General features: G+C 61.5%; 18 protein-coding genes and 1 pseudogene. 18 read left to right on the top strand and 1 reads right to left on the bottom strand.

Annotation, left to right across the window (positions count from 1 at the left end):
- Position 1 precedes the first annotated feature (1 nt).
- The 18 genes and pseudogenes from J5M67_RS12550 to J5M67_RS12470 all read left to right on the top strand — a co-directional run bounded on the left by J5M67_RS12550 (position 2) and on the right by J5M67_RS12470 (position 24,744).
- Positions 2-1,753 (top strand): OmpA family protein, encoded by a 1,752-nt coding sequence (locus J5M67_RS12550; protein WP_207885656.1) that lies wholly within the window; start codon positions 2-4, stop codon positions 1,751-1,753.
- A 12-nt stretch (positions 1,754-1,765) separates the two neighbouring features.
- Positions 1,766-2,257 (top strand): Hcp family type VI secretion system effector, encoded by a 492-nt coding sequence (locus J5M67_RS12545; protein WP_207885655.1) that lies wholly within the window; start codon positions 1,766-1,768, stop codon positions 2,255-2,257.
- Positions 2,258-2,360: 103 nt separating this feature from the next.
- Positions 2,361-5,003 carry a type VI secretion system ATPase TssH gene (gene tssH / locus J5M67_RS12540; protein WP_207885654.1) on the top strand — a complete coding sequence of 881 codons (2,643 nt, stop codon included), beginning with the start codon at positions 2,361-2,363 and terminating at the stop codon, positions 5,001-5,003.
- Between the two features lie 2 nt (positions 5,004-5,005).
- Positions 5,006-7,384, top strand: coding sequence for a type VI secretion system Vgr family protein (locus J5M67_RS12535; protein ID WP_207885648.1), 2,379 nt, complete (start codon positions 5,006-5,008; stop codon positions 7,382-7,384).
- 90 nt (positions 7,385-7,474) lie between these two features.
- Positions 7,475-10,189 (top strand): hypothetical protein, encoded by a 2,715-nt coding sequence (locus J5M67_RS12530; protein ID WP_207885643.1) that lies wholly within the window; start codon positions 7,475-7,477, stop codon positions 10,187-10,189.
- Positions 10,190-10,222: 33 nt separating this feature from the next.
- Complete coding sequence (locus J5M67_RS12525) at positions 10,223-11,143, top strand: type IV pilus biogenesis/stability protein PilW (RefSeq protein WP_207885641.1); 921 nt, start codon at positions 10,223-10,225, stop codon at positions 11,141-11,143.
- A gap of 145 nt (positions 11,144-11,288) precedes the next feature.
- Positions 11,289-11,813 (top strand): hypothetical protein, encoded by a 525-nt coding sequence (locus J5M67_RS12520; protein ID WP_207885639.1) that lies wholly within the window; start codon positions 11,289-11,291, stop codon positions 11,811-11,813.
- A 216-nt stretch (positions 11,814-12,029) separates the two neighbouring features.
- Positions 12,030-12,209, top strand: a pseudogene (locus J5M67_RS29925) (hypothetical protein); the annotation flags it as partial.
- Positions 12,210-12,300: 91 nt separating this feature from the next.
- The gene (locus J5M67_RS12515; protein WP_207885638.1) at positions 12,301-12,747 is read left to right on the top strand and encodes a hypothetical protein; all 447 of its coding nucleotides are present in this window, start codon (positions 12,301-12,303) and stop codon (positions 12,745-12,747) included.
- A 444-nt stretch (positions 12,748-13,191) separates the two neighbouring features.
- Positions 13,192-13,449, top strand: a complete 258-nt coding sequence (locus tag J5M67_RS12510) for a PAAR domain-containing protein (protein WP_207885637.1) — start codon at positions 13,192-13,194, stop codon at positions 13,447-13,449.
- A 2-nt stretch (positions 13,450-13,451) separates the two neighbouring features.
- Positions 13,452-14,672 carry a hypothetical protein gene (locus tag J5M67_RS12505; RefSeq protein ID WP_207885636.1) on the top strand — a complete coding sequence of 407 codons (1,221 nt, stop codon included), beginning with the start codon at positions 13,452-13,454 and terminating at the stop codon, positions 14,670-14,672.
- A 9-nt stretch (positions 14,673-14,681) separates the two neighbouring features.
- A complete protein-coding gene (locus tag J5M67_RS12500; protein ID WP_207885635.1) occupies positions 14,682-18,038 on the top strand; it encodes an ImcF-related family protein in 3,357 nt (1,118 codons plus the stop codon).
- A 37-nt stretch (positions 18,039-18,075) separates the two neighbouring features.
- Positions 18,076-19,662, top strand: coding sequence for a type VI secretion system protein TssA (gene tssA / locus J5M67_RS12495; RefSeq protein WP_207885634.1), 1,587 nt, complete (start codon positions 18,076-18,078; stop codon positions 19,660-19,662).
- Between the two features lie 22 nt (positions 19,663-19,684).
- Complete coding sequence (gene tssF, locus J5M67_RS12490) at positions 19,685-21,454, top strand: type VI secretion system baseplate subunit TssF (protein WP_207885633.1); 1,770 nt, start codon at positions 19,685-19,687, stop codon at positions 21,452-21,454.
- Positions 21,418-22,503, top strand: coding sequence for a type VI secretion system baseplate subunit TssG (gene tssG, locus J5M67_RS12485; RefSeq protein ID WP_207885632.1), 1,086 nt, complete (start codon positions 21,418-21,420; stop codon positions 22,501-22,503). The genes tssF and tssG overlap by 37 nt, the downstream gene beginning before the upstream one ends.
- Positions 22,484-23,035 carry a type VI secretion system lipoprotein TssJ gene (gene tssJ, locus J5M67_RS12480; protein ID WP_207885631.1) on the top strand — a complete coding sequence of 184 codons (552 nt, stop codon included), beginning with the start codon at positions 22,484-22,486 and terminating at the stop codon, positions 23,033-23,035. The genes tssG and tssJ overlap by 20 nt, the downstream gene beginning before the upstream one ends.
- Positions 23,032-23,469 carry a type VI secretion system baseplate subunit TssE gene (tssE, locus tag J5M67_RS12475; RefSeq protein ID WP_207885630.1) on the top strand — a complete coding sequence of 146 codons (438 nt, stop codon included), beginning with the start codon at positions 23,032-23,034 and terminating at the stop codon, positions 23,467-23,469. Before tssJ ends, tssE begins: the two co-directional genes overlap by 4 nt.
- Positions 23,470-23,484: 15 nt before the next feature.
- Complete coding sequence (locus J5M67_RS12470) at positions 23,485-24,744, top strand: OmpA family protein (RefSeq protein WP_207885629.1); 1,260 nt, start codon at positions 23,485-23,487, stop codon at positions 24,742-24,744.
- Between the two features lie 148 nt (positions 24,745-24,892).
- Here the strand turns inward: J5M67_RS12470 and J5M67_RS12465 are convergent, their stop codons facing one another.
- Positions 24,893-25,108 carry a DUF2970 domain-containing protein gene (locus J5M67_RS12465; protein ID WP_207885628.1) on the bottom strand — a complete coding sequence of 72 codons (216 nt, stop codon included), beginning with the start codon at positions 25,106-25,108 and terminating at the stop codon, positions 24,893-24,895.
- Positions 25,109-25,154 lie beyond the last annotated feature (46 nt).

The raw sequence follows: 25,154 nt of genomic DNA, 5'->3' as shown, positions 1-25,154 counted from the left end.
AATGCCCACGCCGTTCAAATGGGCACGTAGCCTTTGGCTCTGGGCTGGCACGCTGGGTCTGGCACTGATCCTGGCGATACTGCCGTTGTCCTGGACAGCCCGTTCGCTGGCTTCGCTTGGTGTTCTCGTCGTGGTGGCGGGGGGCTGGTTGTTCGCCGGTCGCAACGCCGCGCGACAACGTCAGTCCATTGAGCTGGCCGGTGGATATGTGCTGCCGGTCGCGGGCTTCCAGCTGCCGGTGGTAGCGGTATGCGGTGATGGCCTGCGAGCTCTGTTTGGAGAGGCGCCAGAGGATCAACTGGCGCTGCGCATCACCGAGCAGGGCTGCTACCTGCGGGTACCCCGCCTCGAACGCCTGACCGCGATCATCGACTATGTGCTGGCGAACCGTCCGCACTGGGCCGGTCAATTGAGCGCCTGCTATATCGTCAACCCCGGCGAGCAATCGGACAACGCACTGCTCGCCGGGAACGTCCAGACCTTCCGTCACCAGGTCGCCCGCGTCCGCAGAAACGGTGTGGCCTTGCCGATGCTGTTGGGTTGCTACCTGCAGGCTGCATATAGCGAGAGTGGCTGGTTCACCTGGGAGGCAGCGCACCCCGAATTGACGGTCCGCGATGGTACAGGCCACCTGTCCGCGTCCCAGTGGCAGCAGCAACCTGCCAATCTCTCCACGCGGGCCGCGCGCCTGCGCACCTGTGTCCAGATCGAGAGCCTGGGAAGCTGGTTGGTCCAAACGGTACTGCCGCATCTGTCGTCCCGTGAGCAGCGGGACCCACCCTGCCCAGCGACCGCCTGCGCCGTGGCGCTGGCGCCCGGAGCGGGGGCATCGTCGCCCGGCAATCTGTGGGCGAGCTGGCTACAGGAGCGGACGGCATTGGAACCGGCCGGGCAGGTGGCCGGTCCCGCGTCCCTACCGTTCCCCGATCCTGTACTGGCGCTGCTACCCCGCCAGCCGGGCCTCACGCCTGCACGTCGATCAGTGCTGCAAGCCTTGTGGCTATTCGTCCTTGCAGCAACCGTCGCCCTGTGCAGCTCAGCGTGGCAGAACCGTCTGTTGGTGCGCCAGGTGAGCGATGACCTGCGCCGCTATCAGGCGATCCCAGAGCCTATGACGCTCGAGCAACCCGAGCACAGGTTGAAGGAACAAGCCGTGGCTGTCCTGCGCAGTGATGCGACCCGGTTGGACCGCTACTACCGCGAAGGCGAGCCGTTGTCCCTGGGACTCGGCCTCTACACCGCCGAACGAATTCGCCCACCACTGCTGGCCGCAATCGCGGCCTACCGGGCTCCGATTCCGACACCCGCGCAGGCAAGGATTCCCGATCCAGTCCGCCTGGACAGCCTGTCGCTCTTCGCCAGCGGCAGTGCCGAACTCAAGCCCGGCTCGGCGAAGGTGCTGATCAACGCCCTGGTGGACATCAAGGCTCAACCCGGCTGGCTGATCGTCATTGGCGGACACACCGATGCGACCGGTGATCCGCAGCGCAACCTCCTGTTGTCACGCGCCCGTGCGGGTGCCGTGCGCGACTGGATGCAGCAGATGGGCGACATCCCCGATAGCTGCTTCGCCGTTCAGGGCTTCGGCGCCGATCAGCCGGTCGGCAGCAACGACACACCGGAGGGGCGCGCAGCCAACCGCCGGGTCGACATCCGCCTGGTACCCGAGACAGGAGCCTGCGCGCTTCCGACTCGGGTTTCAGGCGGTCAACCCCAGCCGCGGCTCAAGCCAGCGGCGCATTTGTCTCAGTAGAAGGAACTTCACATGGCAATTCCCGTTTACCTGTGGCTCAAAGACGACGGCGGTGCGGACATCAAAGGTTCGGTCGACGTGCAGCAGCGCGAAGGCAGCGTCGAGGTCGTGGCACAGGATCACAGCCTGTACATCCCCACCGACAACAACACCGGCAAGCTGACTGGCACCCGTATCCACACGCCGTTCAACTTCACCAAGGAAATCGATGCCTCCAGCCCCTACCTGTACAAGGCGGTGAGCTCCGGCCAGACCCTCAAGAGCGCCGAGTTCAAGTGGTACCGCATCAACGATGCAGGCCAGGAAGTCGAGTACTTCAACACCCTCCTGGAGAACGTCAAGGTCGTGAAAGTCGCGCCGAAAATGCACGACGTGAAGGACCCGACCAAGGAGAAGCACAACCACCTCGAAGAGGTTGAGCTGCGCTACGAGAAGATCACCTGGACCTACAAGGACGGCAACATCATCCACTCCGACGCCTGGAACGAGCGTCAGAGCGCGTAATCGCGTCCCGTCGACCGGCGGGCGCCCGCCGGTCGACGTTCGCGCTGAACCACCCTACGCCTTGCCTCCGGAGCAAGCCGAACGTCTCAGCAAGGAACGCCCCATGGCCCAGTCCACCCATCTGCTTCGTCGCCTCAATCCCTACTGTGCCCAGGCACTGAGCGCCGCCGCGTCGCTGTGCCAGACCCGCGCTCATCCATACATCACCGTCGAGCACTGGCTGCTCAAACTGCTGGAACAGGGGGAGGGCGATCTGACCCTGATCGCACGGCGTTACGAGTGGGACATGGACAGCCTTTGGCAGGGGCTGCTGGATCATCTGGATACCTTGCCCCGCAGCGTGCGCGACAAACCGCAGCTGTCGGCCAATCTGCAGCAACTGATCAAGGACGCCTGGCTGTTCGCTTCGTTGCACGGCGATGCCGAAACCCTACGTTCGGCGCACTTGCTGGCGGCCTTGAGGGATAAACCGACACTCCTAGAATGCGACGCCGCCTGGCCGCTGCTCAGCCTCGGCAATACCCAGATCGAACGCCTGCTGCCGTTGCTGGACGAGCAATCCCAGGAACGCCAGGCGGTGCAGCAGGAAGCCGCCCTGGCCGATACTCCACGACCTTCTGCAAACAAGCCCGCTGCAAAAGCCGATGGCAACACGGCCATTCTCGACAAGTTCACCCAGGACATAACCGCCAAGGCCAGGGCGGGCGGGATCGACCCGGTCTATGGGCGCGACAACGAAATCCGCCAGGTGATCGACATCCTCGGTCGCCGGCGCAAGAACAACCCCATCCTGGTGGGCGAGCCTGGCGTGGGCAAGACCGCGCTGGTTGAAGGCTTGGCGCTGCGCATCGCCGAAGGCAACGTGCCCGACAGCCTCAAGCCGGTCAGTGTGCGGACCCTCGACCTCGGCTTGCTGCAAGCGGGAGCCGGCGTGAAGGGCGAGTTCGAACAGCGCCTGAAGAACGTCATCGACGCGGTACAGCAATCGCCTACGCCAATCCTGCTGTTCATCGACGAAGCCCACACCCTGATCGGTGCCGGCAACCAGGCCGGCGGCGCCGATGCCGCCAACCTGCTCAAGCCCGCCCTGGCTCGTGGCGAGTTGCGCACCATCGCGGCTACTACCTGGTCCGAATACAAACAGTACTTCGAGCGAGACGCCGCGCTCGAGCGGCGCTTCCAGATGGTCAAGGTCGACGAGCCGGATGACGCCAATGCCTGCCTCATGCTGCGTGGCCTGAAGGCGCGCTACGCCAGCCACCACGGCGTGCATATCCAGGATGCAGCCGTACAAGCCGCCGTGACCCTGTCGCGTCGCTACCTGACCGGCCGCCAACTGCCGGACAAGGCCGTCGACCTGCTCGACACCGCCAGTGCGCGAGTACGCATGAGCCTCGACTGCGAGCCGCAGCCCCTGGTGACAATCAAGGCTGAACGCGCCGCTCTGGAGCTGGAGCGCCGGGCGCTCGAGGAAGACGCAAGACTCAGTGGCATCGGAGCCGGTGAGCGTCTGGCGGCCATTGCCGTAGCTGACGCAGACCTGTTGCAGCTACAGGAGCGCCTGGCGGGCCAATACCAGCGCGAGCTCGAACTGACCCGGCAACTGCTCGACGCGCGCCAGGCCGAAATGCCGGATCGCCTCGCCGTCGAGGCACTCCAGGCCAGCCTCGTCGCTGCCCAGCAGGAGCAACCGCTGCTCTCGCTGGACGTCGATGCGCGCAGCGTTGCCGAAGTCATCGCCGACTGGACCGGCGTCCCCCTGGGTAGCCTGCTCAAAGACGAGCAAGCCAGCCTACTCGACCTGGAGCAGCGTCTGGGCGAGCGCGTCATCGGCCAGGACCGCGCACTGTCCGCCCTGGCCCAGCGCCTGCGCGCGGCGAAGACCGGGCTCACCTCGGAGAACGCGCCGCTGGGCGTATTCCTGCTAGTCGGCACCAGTGGCGTGGGCAAGACCGAAACCGCCCTGGCCCTGGCGGACTGCCTGTTCGCCGGCGAAAAATCACTGATCACCCTGAACCTCTCCGAGTACCAGGAAGCCCACACCGTCAGCCAGCTCAAGGGCTCCCCGCCGGGCTATGTCGGCTACGGCCAGGGTGGCGTGCTCACCGAAGCGGTACGTCAGCGCCCTTACAGCGTGGTGCTGCTCGACGAAGTGGAAAAAGCCCACCGCGACGTCCTCAACCTGTTCTACCAGGTCTTCGATCGCGGCTTCATGCGCGATGGCGAAGGGCGGGAGATCGACTTCCGCAACACCGTCATCCTGATGACCGCCAACCTGGGTAGCGACCTGCTGCAAGCGCTGCTCGACGAACAGCCCGAAGCATCGGACGGCACCCTGCAGGAACTGCTGCAGCCGGTCCTGCGCGAACACTTCCAGCCCGCACTGCTGGCACGTTTCCAGACGCTGATCTACCGGCCGCTGGAGGCCGCCGCACTCAAGCGCATCGTCGCCATCAAGCTCGGCCAGGTCGCCAGGCGCCTGCAACGCCACTACGGCATCACCTGCCGGATCGATGATGGTCTGAGCGATGCCCTGGTCGCCGCCTGCCTGCTGCCCGACAGCGGCGCCCGCAACATCGACAGCCTGCTCAACCAGCAAATCCTGCCGGTGCTCAGCCAGCAACTGCTGCAGCGCCAGGCCGAACAGCGCAAAGCCACCACCGTCACCCTGGGCTACAACGCCGACGACGGCATCGCCCTGGAGTTCAGCGAAGAGCCCTCGGCTCTTGAGAGCCTGGAGGTCTGAAGATGCTCAATACGCTACGTACCTTTTTCGACCACAGTCGACACACCCTTAGTGTCGACTGCCTCGAAGCGCCCCTGGACGTGTTGGCGTTCGACGGCACTGAAGAGCTGAGCCAGACCTTCCGCTATGCCATCGAAGTCACCAGCCCCGTACTGGACATCCCTGCCGACAGCGTGCTTGGCAAGGATGGGACCTTCAGCCTGCGCGAGGCGCCCCCGTCGCTGACCATTCGTGGTTACACGCCGCCGGTAGCTCCCCCGCTGCGCACCCTGCACGGCGTAATCACCGGCTTCAAGCGCTTGTCCGCATCACGTGATGAGGCGAGGTATGAGCTGACCCTGGAGCCACGCCTGGCCCTTCTGAATAACGGCTGCCAATACCGTCTCTACCAAAATCAGAGCGTGCCTGAAATCGTCGAGACGATTTTGCGGCGACATGGTTTCCGAGGGCAGGACTTCCTCATCGACCTCGGCAAAACCTACGTCCAGCACGAACAGCGGCTCCAGTACGGCGAAAGCGACCTGGCCTACATCAAGCGCCTCTGCGCCGAACGGGGTATCTGGTTCAGCTTCAGCATGGACGCGCGCCTGAAGATCGATGTCGTCGAGTTCCATGACTCGCCCATGCACTACCAGCGCGGCGTCACCTTGCCGCTGCGCCCGCTCAGCGGCCTGGAAAGCATCGGCCAGGATGCCGTGTGGGATCTGCAGGCCAGCCATCAGGTCGTGCAGCAGCTGGTCAGCACCCGTGCCTACTACTCCCGCGATGCCGGCGCCAATCTCGACGGTCAGGCCGACCTCACCCGTGGCGCCACCATCACCTATGGTGAGGCCTACCACTACGCCGATGAGCCCTACCAAGTCCTGGGCGATCCGCAGGCCCTCGGCCATGAAGACGGCCACGCCGAAAGCGGGGTGTTCTACGCCCAGTTGGCTCACGAACGCTACCTGAACGAGCAGACCCGCCTGTTCGGCGCCAGCACCAGCCCGGCGCTGGCCCCCGGCCAGGTACTCAAGGTCGAAGGCGGCGCCCCGGCCGCCTTTGCCGAAGGCGCCCTGATTGTCCGCCTTCATTGCAAGGCCGCCCGCGACCGCAGCTACGAAATCCGTTTCGAAGCCATCCCCGACGGTAATTTCGCTTTCCGCCCACCGGTTCCGCCCAAGCCGCGCATCGCCGGCACCGTCCCGGCGCGGGTCACCAGCCCGCAGCAGAACGACCCCTACAGCCACATCGATGGGGAAGGGCGCTACCGCGTCAACTTCCTCTTCGACCGTGACACCTGGCCCGCCGGCCGCGAGAGTATGTGGCTGCGTCTGGCGCGCCCGTATGCGGGAGACACCTACGGCCTGCACCTGCCTTTATTGGCCGGCACCGAAGTGGCCATCGCCTTCGAACAGGGCGACCCGGACCGGCCGTTCATTGCCCACGCCCTGCACGACAACCTGCACCCCGACCACGTCACCATCCAGAACTACAAGCGCAACGTCCTGCGCACTCCAGCCAACAACAAGCTGCGCATGGACGATTCACGTGGCCAGGAGCACATCAAGCTTTCCACTGAGTACAGCGGCAAGAGCCAGCTCAACCTTGGCCATCTGGTGGATGCGCAGCGGCAGAAGCGCGGCGAAGGCTTCGAGCTGCGCACCGACGGCTGGGGCGCCATCCGCAGCGGCAAGGGCGTGTTCATTTCCGCTGACGAGCAACCGCGCGCCCAAGGCCAGGTACTGGCCATGCAGGAAGCCGTGGCCCGCCTCGAACAGGCCGGCGACGAGATGCAGAAGCTCTCCACCGATGCCGAGGCAGCCAAGGCCGATCCGGCCCAGGTACAGGCGCAACTCGACCTGCTCAAGCAGGACCTGGAGCAACTGAAAAGTGCCGTCCTCCTGCTCAGCGCTCCCAAAGGCATTGCCCTCACCAGCGGCCACCACCTGCAACTGGCCGCCCAGCGCAACCTGATGCTCAACGCCGGCAACGAAGCGGACATCAGCGTGGTGAAGCGCCTGTTCATCGGCGTGGGCGAAGGTCTGAGCCTGTTCGTGCGCAAGCTGGGCATGAAGCTGATCGCCAACCAGGGCGCGGTGCAGGTCCAGGCGCAGAACGACCGCATGGAACTGCTGGCGCGCCAGGCGCTGGACATCATCAGCACCGAGGACGAAATCCACATCACCGCCAAAAAGAAGATCGTCCTCAATGCCGGCGGCACCTACATCACCCTCGACCCGAACGGAATCGAGTCCGGTACCCAGGGTGACTACAACGTCAAGTCGGCGCACTACGCCTACCTCAAGACGCCGGTGTCGCTACCGGTGGAGATGCCAGAGGTGCCCAAGCTCACCGACAGCCCGCTGCTCCGGTTGAGTCAGCGCCCCACGTCGATCTAGCCCCAATGGATCAATGCCGCCCGCACCGGGCCCGCCTCAACCTCAGAGGCGGCGCCCAGTCACCTGGCACAGCAGAAAGGATGTGTTGATATGCCTGATACACCGACACCGACACCGACACCGACACCGCTTCAGCCGCTGAAGAGTTGGAGCCATCCGCTGGGTGACAAGTCCAACCCGCTGGTGCAACTGACCAATCTCGCCAATGCCATGGGCGGTTACTACCCCTTGGGCCGCAACGGGTTCTGGCATGGTGGCGTGCATTTCGATGCCGGCACGGCAGGCATTGTCGGCATCGATCAGACTCATGTGCGCTGCATCGCCGACGGCGAAGTGGTGGCCTACCGCATCGACTCGCAGTACCCGCTCAGCACGTTGTACATGGCACAGAACACCTGCATCCAGGCACCCTTCGCCACGGGTTTTGTACTTGTACGGCACCGCTTGCAGGCACCGAAGATTGAAGGCAGTGACGCAGCTCCGCCGGAGCTGACGTTCTACAGCCTCTACATGCACCTGCTGCATTGGGCGGCCTATCAGGAGGATGACACCCTCGCACGTCCGGCCTTCTGGCCCCGGGGCGCGGAGCTGCGCGTCAAGCAGACAGTGAACGACACCTTCGTTGGCAAGCCCGGTGTCAGAGGCCTGAACGTCCGCTGCCGGGCTGACCATAGCGCGACCCACAAGGCCCCGGTCATAGACCTGTTACCGCGTGGCACCAGGGTCACCATCAGCGGTGAAGGCGCGTACCGCAAACTGGAGTCCCCGCGCGGCCCCGCTTCGCTTATGGAGGACGGTGCGTTACGCGGTTACCTGGCCGTCCAGCATCTGAGCCATATCGAAGGCGACCTCTATCGAGTGAATGCCAATACCCTCAATGTCCGTGCCGAACCCAACAGCAACCCCGGCACGCCTATCCTCGGCAGGTTGCCGCGTGGCGCCGAAGTCACCGTCAGTGGTGAGGGCGATTTCCGCAAGCTGGAGAGCGTCAACCAGTACGTCCACTTCGAGTCGCTGGAGGGGCTGCCCGAGCCGCAAGCCCAGGACTCCATCGTGGTATTGGCCACCCCTGTCCCCATAAAGGCCGGAGAGCTGATCGGCCACATCGGCGACACTCAGAATGATGGCGATGCCCACCCACAACAGTATCTGCACCTGGAAGTCTTCAGCGGTGAGAACGTCGAAGTCTTCATCGACAAGAGCCGCAATTGGGCGAAAGACCTGCCCGACAGCGGCAGGACCAGGCTGAAGCTGGCGGCGGGCACGCCAGTCGTAGCGCACCAGGGAAGCATCGACGCCAGCCATCCTCCTGCCTCGACGCCCGATACACCCACCACCGGCACCGACATCCTGTTGCCGAAAAGCCTGCTCAACGGCCTGCGCGCGGAATACAAAATCCGGGTGCCGGCCTCGGGCGGCGCAAAACCCCGTAATTGGTACCGCCTCGACGGGCTGCTCAATACCGCTGATTTCACCAAGATCGATGGCTGGGTGTGCGAGGAGGTCGACGTAACGCCTTGGGTCAGCCCCTGGGCATGGGAAGGCTTTGCGCTGATCTACAACGACATTTCCAACCGGGAAAATCTCGCCTACTCCATGCGCGCGGCGAATGAGCTGGATCAGTTGCAACTGGAGCGTTATCACCCATTGATCGAGCGGATGGAAAAAGGTCCCTTGCAACAGCGCCTGTACGACCTGATCCCCGATGGCGACGCCAACGGAAAAATGACCGCCAATGAACTGCAGGCCGGTTTGCGTTTGCCGGCCGTTGCCCAATCCATCTCGCAACTGGTCATTCATTACGAAAGTGAATGGTATTACGAAGCGCAAAAGTGGGATTCCCTGGACGAGTTGCTGGGTCATAGCGGCTCCACGCCCAATCCCAACTGGGCGGCGGGCAAGGAACGGATGCGGAAGTTAAGTTGGTGGAGTGAGGTGGCGGCAAGTCTTGGGTTGCCGGGGAATGGGGAGGTGTTTCACTTTCATCCGGTAGGGCTGGTTTCGCGCTTTGTAAGACAGAAGTGCCAGTGCGAGGCGGTTGTAAAGGTTACAAGGTGGGGGGATCACTATGGGCCTGTTCATTGGGGAAGAACAAGACTGGCACAAGTTGATCAATGGAGTGAGCTGTTGCAGGCAGGGCAGGTAAGCCAAGAAGAGAAAGAAATAATATGTGCTATGACTGAGAATGAAGGGAAGATCGAAGCAGTACAAAGCTATGATAGTGAAATATTAACTGCCGGAGCAATGCAGAAGACTATAAATATACATGGAAGAGGAGAGCTTCCTGCTCAGGTTGATAGATTCAGAGGAATGTTCCCGGATTTGTATTTGTCAATGTTTGAAGAGCAGGGTTGGTATTTGGAAGGCGATGCCTCGGAAATTCGGATGTATTACCAGAACTCAGAGTGGAAGGGGGGCGTTAGGCTGGAAGGACAAGAGTTAAAGCAAAGCTTGCGAGAGGGGTGCTCTGCGGGGACATTCGGACACGTGATAGTTTCTCCTCCGGTTTCATCAATGTCTTGTGCAATTTCAAGTGACGAGTACACCTGTCTTCAGGTTATGGATTTTGTTAACCGACTAAGGAAGTCGTTGACGGTATTTCCAAATGGTTACGGATTTTCAGCAGGGGATTTGTTTAAATCAAGGCTTGGAAGGGCGCTTGTTTTAGATGAACATGTTAATAGGCCTGGTAATGTGGCGAATGATCTAAAGTTGGCGTTGGATGGATTTTTTCATGCTAATCCAAATGTAAGTAGAGATGTGTCGGATTGGGGGCGGATCATTCAACCTATGAGCAAGCAGTAATAGAAAGATATGGCCCTGCTCGGAATATGACGGATGCAGCTGGACGCTATGCTAATCTTAGGCAGGCTCTTTGATATGGGAATATACATTTCATCTCTGTTTATTCTTTTGTTCTCTGGGTTTTCAATTGCTGATTGTGATAGAGGTCATGCGGAGGTAGAAGGTGTCGGAAGCTCCAAGATAATTCTTTCTTCTTGGAATTGTGATGTTAGAGCTTGGGGAGATATTAGCTATCAACGCCCCGGATCGAGCATGTCGCTATATTCAACTTCCAATCCGAAAGTTTCTCAAGGTTTGCGGGTTTTTGTTTCGCCAGTGCAGGACGGTATTTCTCAAGATAAAAAAACATTACGAGTTCAACGGTTGGTTGTGGGTGATCTTTATCTTGAGGATGGTTCTAAGAAAGAGACTGAAAGCAACTATTGTGATGTTATTGACATGACAACAGGTTGTGTTTCGAAAAGTTTTCCAGCAAGTAGTTGCTCAGGACACTGGGTTGGCGGAAAGTGGAAGCTGTTCTCTGGGGATGATCGGGAAGAAGCTGGATTTGGACTGGCAACGGAATCGCCGAGGAGGATTCTTGATGAGGTTGGTAGGGTTGTAGGTCGAGAAGGTAAGGCATCTGCAATTGCAGATGGATTATACATGGGGGTTGAGTCGTATCTGGCATGTTATCCGCCTGATAATAAGAATGTCGTGGATCTTAATGATATAGCTTTCTATTTGGCGGAGGGGGGTGATAACTATAATTCACTGAAAATATATAGAGCCTTGGAGAAGATTGCGCCCTCGAGAGTTGTGCTGAAGATAAATATTGCAGATGTCTTATGGGGGGTTGGTGAGAAGGAAAGTGCGCGTGCCTACTACAGGGAGTATGCGGCGGCAATGATTAGGTCTGGTATGAAAGATGGAATTCCATCAAGAGTTGATATGCGAATTCATGATGATGAGTGATGTTGGAAGTGGTTGAGTTTTCACGGCATGTTTCTGGGGGGTGTCGTGAAGCTTGCGAATTATATACAGAGTGCGTCTGAGTATTTCACAATACGAGGGAGGCGGGGAGGGATCGTGCTTGTTACTTAATGTCTTGAGGTGCTGAATGACTTTTTTGAGAGCATTGCTCTTGATGGCTTCTGAGGCAGCGTTGTGCTTTTCCTTTGGAGTGTCTGCGGCTCCCTTAAGCAAGGCTGCTGAAGAATCCTCATCTTTTGGGGGTAAGGGGTGCTACGCAAATAGAAGCTATTTGTGCACCTATCCAAAAGACGGGAAGTCTTGTTCTAAAAGATTTTATGATTATTTGAGTGTAAATAGTTCTGCTTCTGGGTATAGAGTTAATTTGTATAGCGTGCAGGCAAATCAGAATGTTTGTGCATTTTCCATTGATATGAGTTTGGTGGGTGGTGCGCTTGTTCGAGAAACTTCGAGTGGTGTGATATCTCTGACGCGCGAAGATAAAGCGTTGAGGTTTGATTCGAAAGGGGTGGATCCAACAGCTCTGGGTCTTGGATTTTGTGGTGTGCACGCGGATATTGACGGGCTGGAGTTTCCGCTTTCCGGAAGGATTGGGCCTTCCAGTAAGTGTGTATCAAAGTTTTCATCTGTTGAGGGAAGGGGTTCTCAATGAGTGTTAAGAGCTCATAATGCTGAGGTGCAGGTTGAGTATTAGTATGATGGGGGCTCTAACATTGCTTATGGCTTCTGATGTCCTGCCCAGTTCTGCAATAAAAGATGTTTTCAGGACGGAAGGTATTTCGCACCATGACATGGTTGATTGCATGATGAATGACCTGTCGAGAAGTGAAAGTGCTATTGAATTGTTGATTAAAGAAAAAGCGCTGAATATGAGATTCCGAAAGATTTCTATCCGTCTCAAAGGGTGAGCTTACATGATAGGTGTATGTTGTACTCAGGTCTTGGAAGTCAGCGCTCTGAGATTTTAGAGATTCAATGCGAGATAGATGGGGTTAAAGAGCTTTTAGGTTTTGTTGAAAGATATATGCGGGCGGTGGATGTTAATTAGAGATTGTAGGGTGGTAGGGCTATTGGGGGGATGGGTTGACGGGATGTGAATTGTCTGTTTTTACGAAATTAACCTGCTTTGGTGTCCTGCTATGTATTTCATGATTTGTCTGTTTTTTGTTTTATTTTCATGTAGTGCGTTTGCTTGTAGCGAGATGGAGAGGTTGTCTTTTAAGAAGATTTCTGATGTGGCAATGCATGAGGTTTTAGTAAACGGCTACTTGAGCTTTGATGTGTCGGGCTTGGGGCCTCTTTGCAAGCGATGGTCATCTCGGCCGGGTAACTCCATTGTAGTGGCTCCTTATGCCTACACCGTACGTAGTGGAAAGGTTGAGGAGACATACTTAGCTGCCGTAATTGCAGTGGTGAAGACGTCAAATGGAAAGGTGGAAAGTTTAGTGAATGATAAGAGAATCGCTAGGATAGATGCTGTATATCCAACATCTGTATCTGTCGATACGGCGAAATACAGGGTGTCCAGCGATGAGGTCGCTTTTGGTGTGAGGTTTTCGCAGAAAGCCATGTCTGGTGTTGTTTAATTTGAAGAGCAATTTGTCAACTTGTATGTTAGGTCGGGAGCGGAGATCACCTCAATTGCGAGAGGTTTAAAGACGTTGTCGTACAATGTTGAGTTGAATGGGGATTGTATTCGTGAAGGCACTGGGGTGGAGTCGACTTTGTCGATAATGAATTCTGTGACAAATCAAAAGAATGATATCGAAGTGACGATGAGGAGAAGAATGATCTCGTCAGAGATGATGGGGGGAGAATGCGTTGGGGGTGACTCGCCTGATAGGGTTTCGCGTAAGGTTATTAGGTTTAATGGAATTAAGTATTATGTTCCTGAAGTTTTGAGGTCCTCGCTGTCTTTGTAGGTTAATGATATCAGTCTGAATTTGGTTTAATGATGGGTATAATTTATTTTTGATTAATTTTGCTTTTTATTTGTTAGTGGGTCTTTATTTGTTTTTTGGAGGGTGAATATGCAAGGAATAATCCGCATCGGCGACAAAACCACGAGCGGTGGCAAGGTGCTGTCGGGCTCGGAAACGATGGTTTTCGATGGTATTGGCGTGGCACGGGTCGGCGATCCGGTCAGTTGCCCGGCCCATGGTCCGACCGTGGTGGCGGAGGGCAATCCCTCCTTCAAGGACAACGGCATCCTGGTGGCCTTCCATGGGCACCGTTGTGCCTGTGGCTGTGCGCTTCTGACCTCGCTGCCCGAGGCGACGGCGGGCTGATCATGACGGTCCGCTTGGACAAGGTGCCTCCCGCGCTGGACGAGCCGGCCTCTCCGCGCCTCTGGCTGTGGTTGCTGCCGTTGCCCGCGCTGATGGCGCTGGGCGTGGCGCTGACGCTGTGGCTGGGTGGCGATGGGCTGGCTCCGACGCGTTTCTGGCCGTTCGCCCTGGGTGTGCCGGCGCTCGCCTGGATGGGCGCGGCCGTCGTGCGGGGCTTGGTTTATCTCGGCGAACTCAGCGCCGTGGAAGGTTGGAACGAAGCGCGCGAAATGGACCTGACGCAGAAGATGCGCCGTGGTCGGCGGTCGCAGCAGGTGTTGGCCGTGAGCTTGCACACGGCGTTGCGAGACCCGGCTGCGGAAAGCGGGCGGGCGCAATGCGAGGCATTGCTGGCGAATGATGGTAGTCAGTTGCGTGCGCAGCCCGGCTGGAGCAACCAGGGCATGCGTCATAGCCGTTTGCCGCCGATGGAAGGCGAGAACAAGCGACAGTTGCTGCTGCGGGTATTGTCGACCGTGCTGGAAGAGCTGGCGGTGCCTCTCGCCAAGCTTCCTCCCGAAACGCCCGTGTCACTGGTTCTGGAGATGGAAGGTGGCATCGGCGACCTGATTGCCAGCAAGGTCTGGCAGCAGGCCCTGGCCGAGTCGGGGATTCGGCAGTCCGTGACGCAGATCGAAGGCAGCGGCCTGGAGGCCATCGACCAATGGCTGGATGAGCGCATCCAGGATCAGGCGCTGCTGATGGTGGTGTCGTTCCAGATCGCGCCTTCAAGTCTCGAAGATTCCGCCGAAGCGGTGGTTGGCCTGCTGTTCGGCAATCGCCTGACGCAGGACCGGCTGCCACCGCACGCCTACCTGCACCGGCCCGAACCAGTGGGTGGGTCCGCCAAAGAGGCGGCCCTGCAAGCCGCTTCACAAGCTTTGGACTGGGTGCCAGTGCCGGCGTCATCCATCGGGCGAGTCTGGTTGGTGGGTACCGATACGGCCCGTAACGCGGCAATTGCATCGGTGGTTGATGAGGTTCATCTGCCGGCAAAGACCACTCACAACCTTGGCGCGCTTCTGGGCGACCCCGGCAAGGCAGCGCCATGGGTAGCCATAGCAGCGGCGGTGGAAGCGATAGCGAACAAGGCGGAGCCTCAGTTCCTTTTTACAGGCGACAGCGCGGAAGACGCGTGGATGTGGTGTTCGGTCGTGATGCCGGCAGTAGTACCCCAGGAGTAGGGAAGTCCGATGCGTACATGGAAGATATGGGGGCTGATCGCCCTGGTGGCGATAGTGGGGGCAGTGGTTTGCCTGCTGTTGTGGTGGCGACCGGAGCTGTTGGGTGTGCGTTCCGGAAGCGATGCACAGAAGGCAGGCTGGTGGGTTGCTTCCGGTTTTACGGTGCTACTGGTGGCCTTGTTAGGCGGCTATCGATTGATGGCGCGCAAGGTCGGGTTGACGAGCTACTGGCACGCATCGGCCGATGACCTCCCGGCGAAGTCTGACAAGGGCGCGAGCGACAAGGGCGCCAACGCCGTGCTGACGGCTCTGCGCAAGCATTTGCGTGACAACATCGGCTACTTCTGGCGCCGCAAGGTTCGCTTGCTGCTGGTGGTCGGCGAGCCGGCAGAGATCAAGGCTATCGCCCCGAGGCTGGAAGACCGGCAATGGCTCGAAGGCGAGCGCACCGTCCTACTTTGGGGCGGCAGCCTGCAGGGTGCGGTGAATGAAGAATTGCTGGAACGTTGGCGCAAGCTCTGCCCGCGCCGTCCGCTGGATGGCATCGTCTGGGCACTGAACAAGGAGCAGAGCACCGAGCCCGGGCATATGGATAATGCAGTGCTTCATCTGCGGAAAATCACCCAGGCGTTGCGCTGGCAGGCGCCGGTGCATCTGTGGGAGGTGCGGGGCAGCGAGTGGGACCAGAGCCAACGCCCGGTGGAGGCGGTGGGCTGCCAACTGACGCCGCGCCTGAGCAGTGAGCAACTGGCCGGCAGACTGGAGCGCCTGGAACTGCCACTGCGCGAAAAGGGTCTGGCGCAGATGGAGGAGAACTGCCGCCATGACTTCCTGCTGCGTCTCGCCAGCGACCTTCGTAGCGAAGGAATCGCGCGCTGGAAGGAAGCTCTGGAGCCGTTACTGCGTAACGAGGAAGTGACGCCGGGTGGGCTGTGGTTCAGCCTGCCCGTGCGTGAACCGATCGGCGGAATCGAACATGGCTGGCACGTCGACCCAGCCTGGCGTGGTGTGCTTGGCGACAATTCCCTGGGTGGTCGCCCGCGTGGCTGGACCTGGCTGCGCGGAGCCTACGCCGCCGCACTTGGCCTCGCTGGCCTCTGCCTCCTCGCCCTGCTGCTGTCCTTCGCCAGCAACCGCAGCCAGATCGCCACGGTGCAGTCGGCATTGGTGACCATCGGCAAACCGGGTAATCCGGATGCACAGCTGACCGCGCTCAACGAACTGACCCGCGAGCTGGCGCGGCTAGATTACCGGCGTGAACACGGTGTGCCCTGGTACCAGCGCTTCGGGATGAGCCAGAACGATGCCTTGCTGGCCTCGCTGTGGCCGCGTTATGCCCAGGCCAACAATCGCCTGATGCGTGACGTGGCGGCGAAGCATCTGGAAACTCAGTTGAGCGAATTGGCCGCGCTGCCGGCGGACAGCCCCGAGCGGGTGACGCGCGCAGAGGATGCCCACGGGCAGCTCAAGGCCTATCTGATGATGGGGCGGCCGGAGAAGGTCGATGCCACCTTCCTGACCAAGGTGCTGACAGAATCAGAACCCGCTCGTCCCGGCGTGGCGCCGGGCCTGTGGCAAGGCGTGTCGCCCAACCTATGGGCCTTCTATGCGCAGCATCTGGCGGCGCATCCCGAGTGGCGCATCACCGCTCAGCCGGCGCTGGTGGCCAAGGCCCGGCAGGTGCTGCTGGGGCAATTGGGCCAGCGCAACGGCGTGGCCAACCTGTACCAGCAGGTGCTCGACCAGGCGAGCAACAACTACGCGGCGATGACCCTGATGGAGATGGTCGGCGAGACCGACGCCTCCAGCCTGTTCGATACCCCCAATACGGTGCCGGGGGTATTCACCCGCCAGGCCTGGGAGGGCCAGGTGCGCAAGGCGATCGATGAGGTGGCCGAGGCGCGTCGCGAGGAGATTGACTGGGTGCTCAGCGATCAGCAGAGCACGCTCGACAGTGAGCTGAATCCCGAGGTGCTCAAGGCCCAGTTGACCGAGCGCTATTTCCAGGACTTCAGTGGCGCTTGGCTGGCGTTTCTCAACAGCATCCGCTGGCGTCAGGCGAGTAGCCTGTCCGATGCCATCAGCCAGCTCACCCTGCTCAGCGACGTGCGCCAGTCGCCGCTGATTGCCCTGATGAACACCCTGGCCTACCAGGGCAAGACCGAGGTCAAGGGCGAGGCGCTGGCCGACTCGCTGATGAAGTCGGCGCAGCAATTGCTGGAGAAGGACAAGCAGCCGGCGATCGATCAGAAGTCGGCTGAGCCGCGTGGCCCGCTGGACAGCACCTTCGGTCCACTGCTCGCCCTGCTCGGCAAGGACAAGGGCGCGGCCGCGAACGGCGACGACAGCCTGAGCCTGCAGGCCTTCCTCACCCGCGTGACCCGCGTGCGCCTGAAGCTGCAGCAGGTCACCAACGCCAGCGACCCGCAGGTTGCCACCCAGGCCCTGGCGCAGACGGTGTTCCAGGGCAAGAGCGTCGACCTCACCGATACCCTCGACTATGGCGACCTGATCGCCGCCAGCCTGGGGGCTGAGTGGAGCGGCTTTGGCCAGAACCTCTTCGTGCAACCGCTCAGCCAGGCCTGGGAGGGCGTACTGCAGCCTTCCTCTCAGAGCCTGAATCGCCAGTGGCAGCGGGCGGTGGTGGCCAACTGGGTCCAGGCCTTCGATGGCCGCTATCCGTTCGCCGCCACCGGCAGCGACGCTTCGCTGCCGATGCTGGGCCAGATGATTCGGGCCGGGAGCGGGCGGATCGATCAGTTCATCAGCACACAACTGGGCGGCGTGCTGCACAAGGAGGGCAACCGCTGGGTGCCGGACAGCGCCAACAGCCAGGGACTGCACTTCAATCCGCAGTTTCTCAAGGCGGTCAATCAGCTCAGCGCCCTGGCGGACGTCCTCTACACCGACGGCGGCATGGGGATGACGTTCGAGCTCCAGGCCAAGCCCGTGCGCAATGTGGTGGAGACAACCCTCATCCTCGACGGCGTGACCCTGGAGTATTTCAACCAGATGGAGAGCTGGCAGCAGTTCACCTGGCCGGGCGGCATGGACCACCCGGGCGCCTCGCTGAGCTGGACCAGCGTCAAGGCCGGGGCGCGGCTGTTCGGCGACTACTCCGGCACCTGGGGCCTGATCCGCCTGCTCGAACAGGCCCAGGTCACTGCCCTGGACGACAGCAATACACGCTACGAGCTGGTACTGACCGCACCGGACAAGCTGCCCCTGACTTGGCAGATGCGCACCGAACTGGGCAATGGGCCGCTGGCCCTGCTGCAACTGCGGGGCTTCAAGCTGCCGGAGAACATTTTCAATGCCGGTGTGGGGCAGCTTGATCCCTATGCCGTGGCCGATCCGTTCGAGTAGGGAGGCCGATTCAGGTGAAGGAATACAGGACACACCGATGAGTTTGCAGGGATTGATTTCGACCTGCCTGGAAGGGCAGGACGCCGTGGCGTTGGCGAAGGCTCAGGCGAGTGGCTGGGAGCCCTGGCTGACGCCGATCAGCAGTGACGTGCCTGTGGGCGAGGACCCCGGTTACGACGATGACTTCCAGCTCATGCGCGAGGAGGTCAACAAGCTGTCCGGGGCGGATGTGGACCGGGTGGCGCAACTGGCGGAGCAGTTGCTGAAGAGCCGCTACAAGGACCTGCGCATCGCCACCTATTACCTCTGGGCGCGCACTCAGCGCGACGGCGAGGCGGGGCTAGCCGATGGCCTGGAACTGCTGGCGGCACTGCTCGAACGATTCGATGGGCAGGTGTTGCCGACCCGTCCGAACAGCCGGCGCATGGCGCTTGAATGGCTGGCCAGCGGCAAGGTGCTGGACAGCCTGTCGCTATTCCCCGAGGTGGTGAAGGCGGAGGCGCAGCGCACGGTGGCGGCGCTGGCCTGGCTGGAGCAGATAGTTGCCGCCTGGCCGGAAGCCGACCGTCCGGGGTTGGGGGCACTCTACGGGGCCTTGGCCGCGCGCCTGACGCAATCGGGCGGTGTGAACGCGCTGGTGCCGCAGAACAGCGCCGCGCATCCGGAGCCCGCGCCGCACTCGACGGCGCCGATGCTGTCGGCGATCAAGTCCGGTCGCGATCTGCTGGACAGCGGCAAGGCGCTGGCCGGCTATCTACGCGACCAGCCGCAGGGCTGGCTGGCGGCCCATCGCCTGCTGACCAGCCTGCGCTGGGACACCGTGCACCAGTTGCCGGTGCAGGAGGCCAACGGCAATACCCGCCTGGCCCCCCCGCGCACGGAGTATCGCGCCCAGCTCAAACGCCTGTACCTGCAGCAGAGCTGGATCGAACTGCTGGACCAGGTGGAGCGCATGTACGCCGAAGGGGTGAATCACTTCTGGCTGGACCTGCAGTGGTACCTCTGCCAGAGCCTGGGCAAGCTGGGCGTCCCCTACGAAGGCTGGGCGGACATCATCAAGCGCGACCTGGGCATGTTCCTCGAACGCCTGCCGGGCATCGAACAGTTGCGCTGGAACGATGGCACGCCCTTCGCCGATGAGCCCACGCGCGAATGGATCATCCAGCAGGTGAGCGGCAATCAGCCCGCTCCGTGGATGTCCACGTCCGTCCCGAGTAGCGCCGTGGCGGACGACATCCTGGCCCTGGAAAGCGAAGCCCTAGCCCAGGCCGACAGCGATGGGGTCGAGGCCGCCCTGGTCTGGCTGGCCGCGCGCCCGGATGCGACGACCGGGCGACAGCGTTGGCTGCTGCGCCTGCTGATGGCGCGGGTGGCCGAGCAGTACGGCAAGAGCGACCTGGCGATCCACCTGCTGGGCGAGCTGGATGCCGTTGCGCAGCAGCAGGGGCTGAGCGCCTGGGAGCCGGAACTGGGCTTCGAGGTCAAGGCACGCCTGCTCAAGTTGCTGCGGCAGAAATCCCAGCGCAGCGATGCCGACAAGACCACCCTGGCGCGACGCATGGAAGGCCTGCTGGCTGCCCTGGTCGCGATCGACCCTGTTCGCTCGGCCGTGCTGTGCGGCTGAGCGACTTCGCGGATTCATAACGGTGAGCATGGACAATCTGACACTGCGTTATTTCGATGCCGAAATGCGCTACCTGCGCGAGGCGGGCAAGGAGTTCGCCGAGGCGTTCCCTGACCGGGCGGCGCAGCTCAACCTGGACAAGGCCGGCGCCCGCGATCCCTTCGTGGAGCGGCTGTTCGAGGGCTTCGCATTCCTCATGGGGCGTCTGCGCGAGAAGCTCGATGACGATCTGCCGGAGCTGACCGAGGGGCTGGTGAGCCTGCTGTGGCCGCACTATCTGCGCACCATTCCGTCGCTGTCCGTGGTCGAGCTGACGCCGGATTATCGCGAGATGAAGCGCTGCGAGGCAGTGCCGCAGGGCTTCGAGATCATGTCGCAGCCGGTGGGGCCGCGGCGTACGCGCTGCCGCTATACCGCCACCCAGGATGTCACGCTGTACCCGATGACCATCGACACGGTGCGGGTAACCAGCGAGCCGGACGGGCGCTCGGTCCTGCACCTGCGGTTTGCCTGCAGCCCCCTGGCGGACTGGTCGCAGATCGATCTGAGCCGCCTGCCGCTGTACCTCAATGCCGACGCCCCCCTGGCCTGCGCACTGCACCATGCCCTGACGCTGAAGGCGCAGACGCTGTATGTCCGCGTGCCGGGGCAGCCCGACCGACTGAAGCTGGACGGGCATTTCTCACCGAAGGGGTTTGGCGAGGACGATCGCCTCTGGCCCAAGGGAGACGGCGCCTTCAGCGGCTATCAACTGCTGTTGGAGTATTTCACCTTCCGCGAGAAGTTCATGTTCGTCACACTCTGCGGGCTGGAGCAGATGCCGATTGCGCCGGGCTTTTCGGGCTTCGAACTCGAAGTGGTACTGAGCGAGCAGTGGGCGCACGAGTTCGTGGTGAGCGTCGAGCATGTACGGCTGCATGCGGTGCCGGTGATCAACCTGTTCCCGCTCGAGGCCGACCCCCTGACACTATTGCCGCTGCAGACCGATTACCTGCTACGGCCGATGCGCCTGCAGGACGGGCACACCGAGATCTACTCGGTGGACAATGTGTCCTCATTCAAGCACTCGTCGAAACGCGACTACGTGCCGTTCACCAGCTTCCGCCACAAGGGCGGCATGCTGCGGGACGAAGCGCCGGAGCGCTACTTCCACACGCGGATGAAGCGCGGGGCGAACGGTATGCACGACACCTGGCTGATTCTTGGCGGTGAGGGCTTCGATGCCGACCGGCTGAGCCAGAGTGAAAGCCTGTCACTGCGCCTTACCGGCACCAACGGCCAACTGCCGCGCAAGGCGCTGCAGAGCACTCTCCTGGACTCACTGGTGAAGACGCCGCTGATGGGCCTGAAGGTGCGCAATCTCTGTGCGCCGACCCTGCCGTGCTACCCGCCCAACCAGGACCGCTTCCACTGGCGCGTGCTCAGCCACCTGGGCTCCAACTTCCTGCCGATGCTGGACAACGCCGAAGTGCTGCGCGGCACCCTGGCGCTGTACGACTGGACCCACAGCGAGCTGAACCGCCGCCGGCTGGCGGCCATCGTCGAGGTTCGCCATCACCTGATCCAGCGCTTCGAGAAGGGCTTCCTGCTGCGCGGCGTGGACATCGAGGTGACGCTGGATGCCAACGGTTTCTGCGGCGAGGGCGACATCACTCTGTTCGGCGAGATGCTCAATCGCTTCTTTGCCTTGTACGCCGATATCCACCTGTTCAACCAGCTCACGCTGGTCCTGCAACCTACCGGTAAGAGCCTGCGATGGACCGAGAACCACAGTCAGCGTATTCCCGGCTGAAGGCCAGCGGTCTGCTGGACAGGCTGGCGGCGCGGGTGTCCGAAGCGAACCTGTACCGCTTCTGCCAGCTGCTCGAAGCGGCGGCTCCGGACAATCCCCCCTTGGGGACCACGACACGGCCCAGCGACGATGCCGTGCGTTTTCGTCCGCACCCCGGCATGGCGTTTCCCGCCGGCGAGCTCAAGGCCATCGAGTTCGACGAGGAGTATCCCGAACGCCCCGCCACGGTGCGTACCCGGCTGCTCGGTTTGTACGGCGTCGACTCCCCGCTGCCCACCGCCTACCTGGACGACATTACCCAGCGCAGGGAAGGGCACGAAGCGCTGGAGGCCTTCCTCGACATCTTCAACCACCGCATCTTCACCCAGTTCTACCGCATCTGGCGCAAGTACTCCTACCCAGCGACCTTCGAGGCCGGTGGCACGGACAGCACCTCGCAGTGTCTGCTGGGGCTGATCGGGCTGGGCATTCCGGGGACGGCGAATCACGTCGCCACGCCGGTATCGCGCTTCCTCGCCTTGCTCAGCGTGATGCGCCTGCCGACCCGCAATGCCGAGGGCATCAGCGCGCTGGTGAAGCTGCTGGCGCCGAACACACAGGCACGCGTGACTGCGCACTGGCTCCGAAAGGTGCCGCTGGCACAACCTGCCAGCCTGTCGAAAGAGTGGCCCGTCAGCCTCTCCCAGGGCACGCCACTGGGCGCCGTGGGCGCGGATGCCAATAGCCAGGTGCGCCTGGAACTGGTGACTGAGGACCTTGCCGAGGCGCAAGGCTGGCTGCCGGGAAGCCAACTGCACAGCGATCTGCTGGTGCTGTTGCGGGTGTACCTGGGATGGCGATGCACCGCGAAACTGCAGCTCACTCTGCCGGTGAAATGCCTGCCGAAGCCGGTGCTGGGCGGCGCCCCGGTGTTGCTGGGGCTGACGGGCGTACTGGGGCTCGATCCCGACGCCGGGCAATCGTGCATAACCGTCAATCTGGGGCACTACCAGGGATTGAGCGAAAACATGAAGCATAGGGAGATTCAGCATGTCGCTTACCGCTTTTAGGACGCTGCTGGCCACGGCAACGCTGGGCATCCTGCTCGGCGGATGCGGGCTGACCCAGCGCGTGATGGATGGAGGCAGCGCCATTGCGCACGAGGTTTTCTACAAGCAGGTCAAGGTTCTGCACCTGGACTTCAACGCCCGCGCGGCGCTGAACACCGCCAGTACAGACATGTCGGGAATGTCGGTTTCGACACTGGTGCGCGTCTACCAGCTGAAAGACCGCAAGACACTGGACAGTGCGGACTATCAAAGCCTGCTGAGCGATGGCGACGGCGTGCTCGCTGCGGATCTGCTGGACACGCGCCGGGTGGTGGTGAAGCCGGATGAAGGCGCGCAACTGAACGTACCGATGGCTGACGACGCGAAGTTCGTCGCAGTGGTTGCACTGTTCCGCTCCCCCGACACGCAAAAGGACAACTGGCGCCTGGTGCTCCCACGCGAGGAGCTGGACCCGGATCAGCCTCGGGTGATCGAACTGGGCGACAACCAGTTGAGCGTGCTGCCGTTGCAGAAGAAGGATTCCTGGTGGTGAGTGAGCAGAACCCATCGCTCTATGAGCTGTTGCTGCAGAACTTCACCGGTGAGCTCGATCTGCATCGAGTGCACGAGGAAGATCAGGTCTTGCTCTCGGTGCTGGACAACCTGCAGCGCATCCTCAATTGCCGGGCCGGCACCCTCAGCCATTTGCCCGACTATGGTCTGCCGGACATGAGTCAGATCCTGCACGGTATGCCGGGCAGCGCACATGGCCTGATGGGCACGATGACGCAGGTGCTGCTCAAGTACGAACCGCGCCTGGCGGACGTGCGCATCGAATTGCTGCCACAGAGCCGGCCGGGGCACCTGGAATACAGCCTGAAGGTGGAACTGCGCGACGGTGCGCGTACGACCTTCGACACCACACTGACCCCGGAAGGGCGGGTATTGATGCGCCACCTGAAACAGCATGAATACCTGGCGCGCTGACGGCATGGATGCCCAATGACGACATTGTCCGAGGAAAACCTGAGCCTGGGCGGTGACCCCGCTGGGTGCGGCGAGTTTGCCGCGCTGGGGGCTGAACTGGCCAAGCTCAATCATCCGGCTTGCCCGGATGTGGACTGGCTGCGGGTCGAGCATCTCTGCCTGATGCTGTTTCGTGAGCATGGCATTGAGTTGCAGTCGGCCGCCGCCTTCGCGCTGGCCCGCGCCCAGCTGCACGGCCTGGACGGCATGGACGATGGGCTGCACCTGCTCAACCGGCTGCTGGTTCAGGAGTGGGAGCGCGTGTGGCCGCCGGCGCTGCCGGTGCGCCTGGAAATACTGGCCTGGCTGTTCAATCAATTGCAGCCGTTGCTGCGACGCCAGGGGCTGAGCGTCGAACAGATGCCGGCGCTTCGCGTCCTGGACGATGCGTTGAGGAGGCTGAGCGAGTGGCTGGAGGGGAGGGCGCAGGCGCCCCTGATCTCGCTGCTGACGTTGCGCAAGCATGTGCAGGCCATGATTCAGCGCCTCGCGCGGGATGTCGCCGCCACAGGAGAGAACTTGTCCCCGGTGTCGGTGCCAGAAGTGGCGGGAGAAGAGGAAACTGCCTCGCGAAAACCCATCGGTGCAAGGCGGCGTAAGGCTGTGGGCACGGCAGCGAGCTCCGATCCGGCCATGGAGGTACTCAAGCTGGATATTCCCGAGCAGGTACCGCCGCCCGTGCCCGGTGGTACCCCGGTGCGCAGGAGTCGGGCGCTTTGGCCCTGGCTGCTGATGCTCGCAGTCCTCATCCTTCTGACCGGTGTGTTCCTGTGGTGGGGCGGTGGTTCGCAGGCGCTGGAAGGTGCCGGTCTGGCAGCAACGCCACAGCCGTCTGCAACGGCCGATTCGCCTGAGCCGACCGTAGCCGACCCCGTTCGGCTGGACAGCGTGCTGCTGTTTCCGCCGGGAAGCGCGGAGCTCAAGCCCGGTTCGGACAAGGTGCTGATCACCAGCCTGATCAATATCAAGGCGCAGCCAGGGCGGCTGATCGTGATTACAGGGCATAGCGACTCCACCGGAGATGCTCAGCGCAATGTGGCGTTATCCCGTGCTCGCGCGGCGTCCGTTCGTGATTGGATGCAGCGGATGGGCGATATCCCGGACAACTGTTTCGTCGTGCGCGGAGCGGGCGCCAGTGAAGCCATTGCAAGTAATGATACGGAGGAGGGCCGTAACGCAAACAGGCGAGTCGAAATAACGTTGGTACGAGCTGACGGAGCCTGTGAGGCAAGGTAACAATTGACCACCGCGTCCGGAATGCGCCATCGATGGGGCCCGGCCCGATGGGAGTCGGCAAAGACGACCACGTCAGTGCGCATCCGGCACAGTGGAGCTTGGGGCGGCGCTTCGGGACAGGGGATCGCCGCCGGGCGCCGGGCGCATGCTAGACCCCGGCAAAGTGCAGCACCACCTGCACCAGCGCATAGAGCAGCAGCACGAAGACCAGCGTGAAGACGATGCCCATGGCGATGAAATGGCTGGGTTTGCCCTGGGTGAAATCGCGCGCGCGATTCTTCCCGCTCTGCACGCCGAAGGCGGCGGCCAGTACGCTGTGCAGCATCTGCCAGAAGCTCGGCGGCTTGTTCTGTTGATCGTCCATCGTTCGCACCTCCTATCTAAGAGCCTAGCTCCTGGAAACCCGGCTC

It is taken from the genome of Pseudomonas sp. 30_B (assembly GCF_017491605.1).
Classification (GTDB): Bacteria; Pseudomonadota; Gammaproteobacteria; order Pseudomonadales; family Pseudomonadaceae; genus Pseudomonas.
This window is presented reverse-complemented; position numbering and strand designations above follow the sequence as displayed.

Excerpts from the sequence above, each read along its gene's own strand:
- J5M67_RS12550 (WP_207885656.1), top strand. The coding sequence starts at position 2 with ATGCCCACGCCGTTCAAATGGGCACGTAGCCTTTGGCTCTGGGCTGGC.
- J5M67_RS12545 (WP_207885655.1), top strand. The coding sequence starts at position 1,766 with ATGGCAATTCCCGTTTACCTGTGGCTCAAAGACGACGGCGGTGCGGAC.
- tssH (WP_207885654.1), top strand. The coding sequence starts at position 2,361 with ATGGCCCAGTCCACCCATCTGCTTCGTCGCCTCAATCCCTACTGTGCC.
- J5M67_RS12535 (WP_207885648.1), top strand. The coding sequence starts at position 5,006 with ATGCTCAATACGCTACGTACCTTTTTCGACCACAGTCGACACACCCTT.
- J5M67_RS12530 (WP_207885643.1), top strand. The coding sequence starts at position 7,475 with ATGCCTGATACACCGACACCGACACCGACACCGACACCGCTTCAGCCG.
- J5M67_RS12525 (WP_207885641.1), top strand. The coding sequence starts at position 10,223 with ATGCAGCTGGACGCTATGCTAATCTTAGGCAGGCTCTTTGATATGGGA.
- J5M67_RS12520 (WP_207885639.1), top strand. The coding sequence starts at position 11,289 with ATGACTTTTTTGAGAGCATTGCTCTTGATGGCTTCTGAGGCAGCGTTG.
- J5M67_RS12515 (WP_207885638.1), top strand. The coding sequence starts at position 12,301 with ATGTATTTCATGATTTGTCTGTTTTTTGTTTTATTTTCATGTAGTGCG.
- J5M67_RS12510 (WP_207885637.1), top strand. The coding sequence starts at position 13,192 with ATGCAAGGAATAATCCGCATCGGCGACAAAACCACGAGCGGTGGCAAG.
- J5M67_RS12505 (WP_207885636.1), top strand. The coding sequence starts at position 13,452 with ATGACGGTCCGCTTGGACAAGGTGCCTCCCGCGCTGGACGAGCCGGCC.
- J5M67_RS12500 (WP_207885635.1), top strand. The coding sequence starts at position 14,682 with ATGCGTACATGGAAGATATGGGGGCTGATCGCCCTGGTGGCGATAGTG.
- tssA (WP_207885634.1), top strand. The coding sequence starts at position 18,076 with ATGAGTTTGCAGGGATTGATTTCGACCTGCCTGGAAGGGCAGGACGCC.
- tssG (WP_207885632.1), top strand. The coding sequence starts at position 21,418 with ATGGACCGAGAACCACAGTCAGCGTATTCCCGGCTGAAGGCCAGCGGT.
- tssJ (WP_207885631.1), top strand. The coding sequence starts at position 22,484 with ATGTCGCTTACCGCTTTTAGGACGCTGCTGGCCACGGCAACGCTGGGC.
- J5M67_RS12470 (WP_207885629.1), top strand. The coding sequence starts at position 23,485 with ATGACGACATTGTCCGAGGAAAACCTGAGCCTGGGCGGTGACCCCGCT.
- J5M67_RS12465 (WP_207885628.1), bottom strand. The coding sequence starts at position 25,108 with ATGGACGATCAACAGAACAAGCCGCCGAGCTTCTGGCAGATGCTGCAC.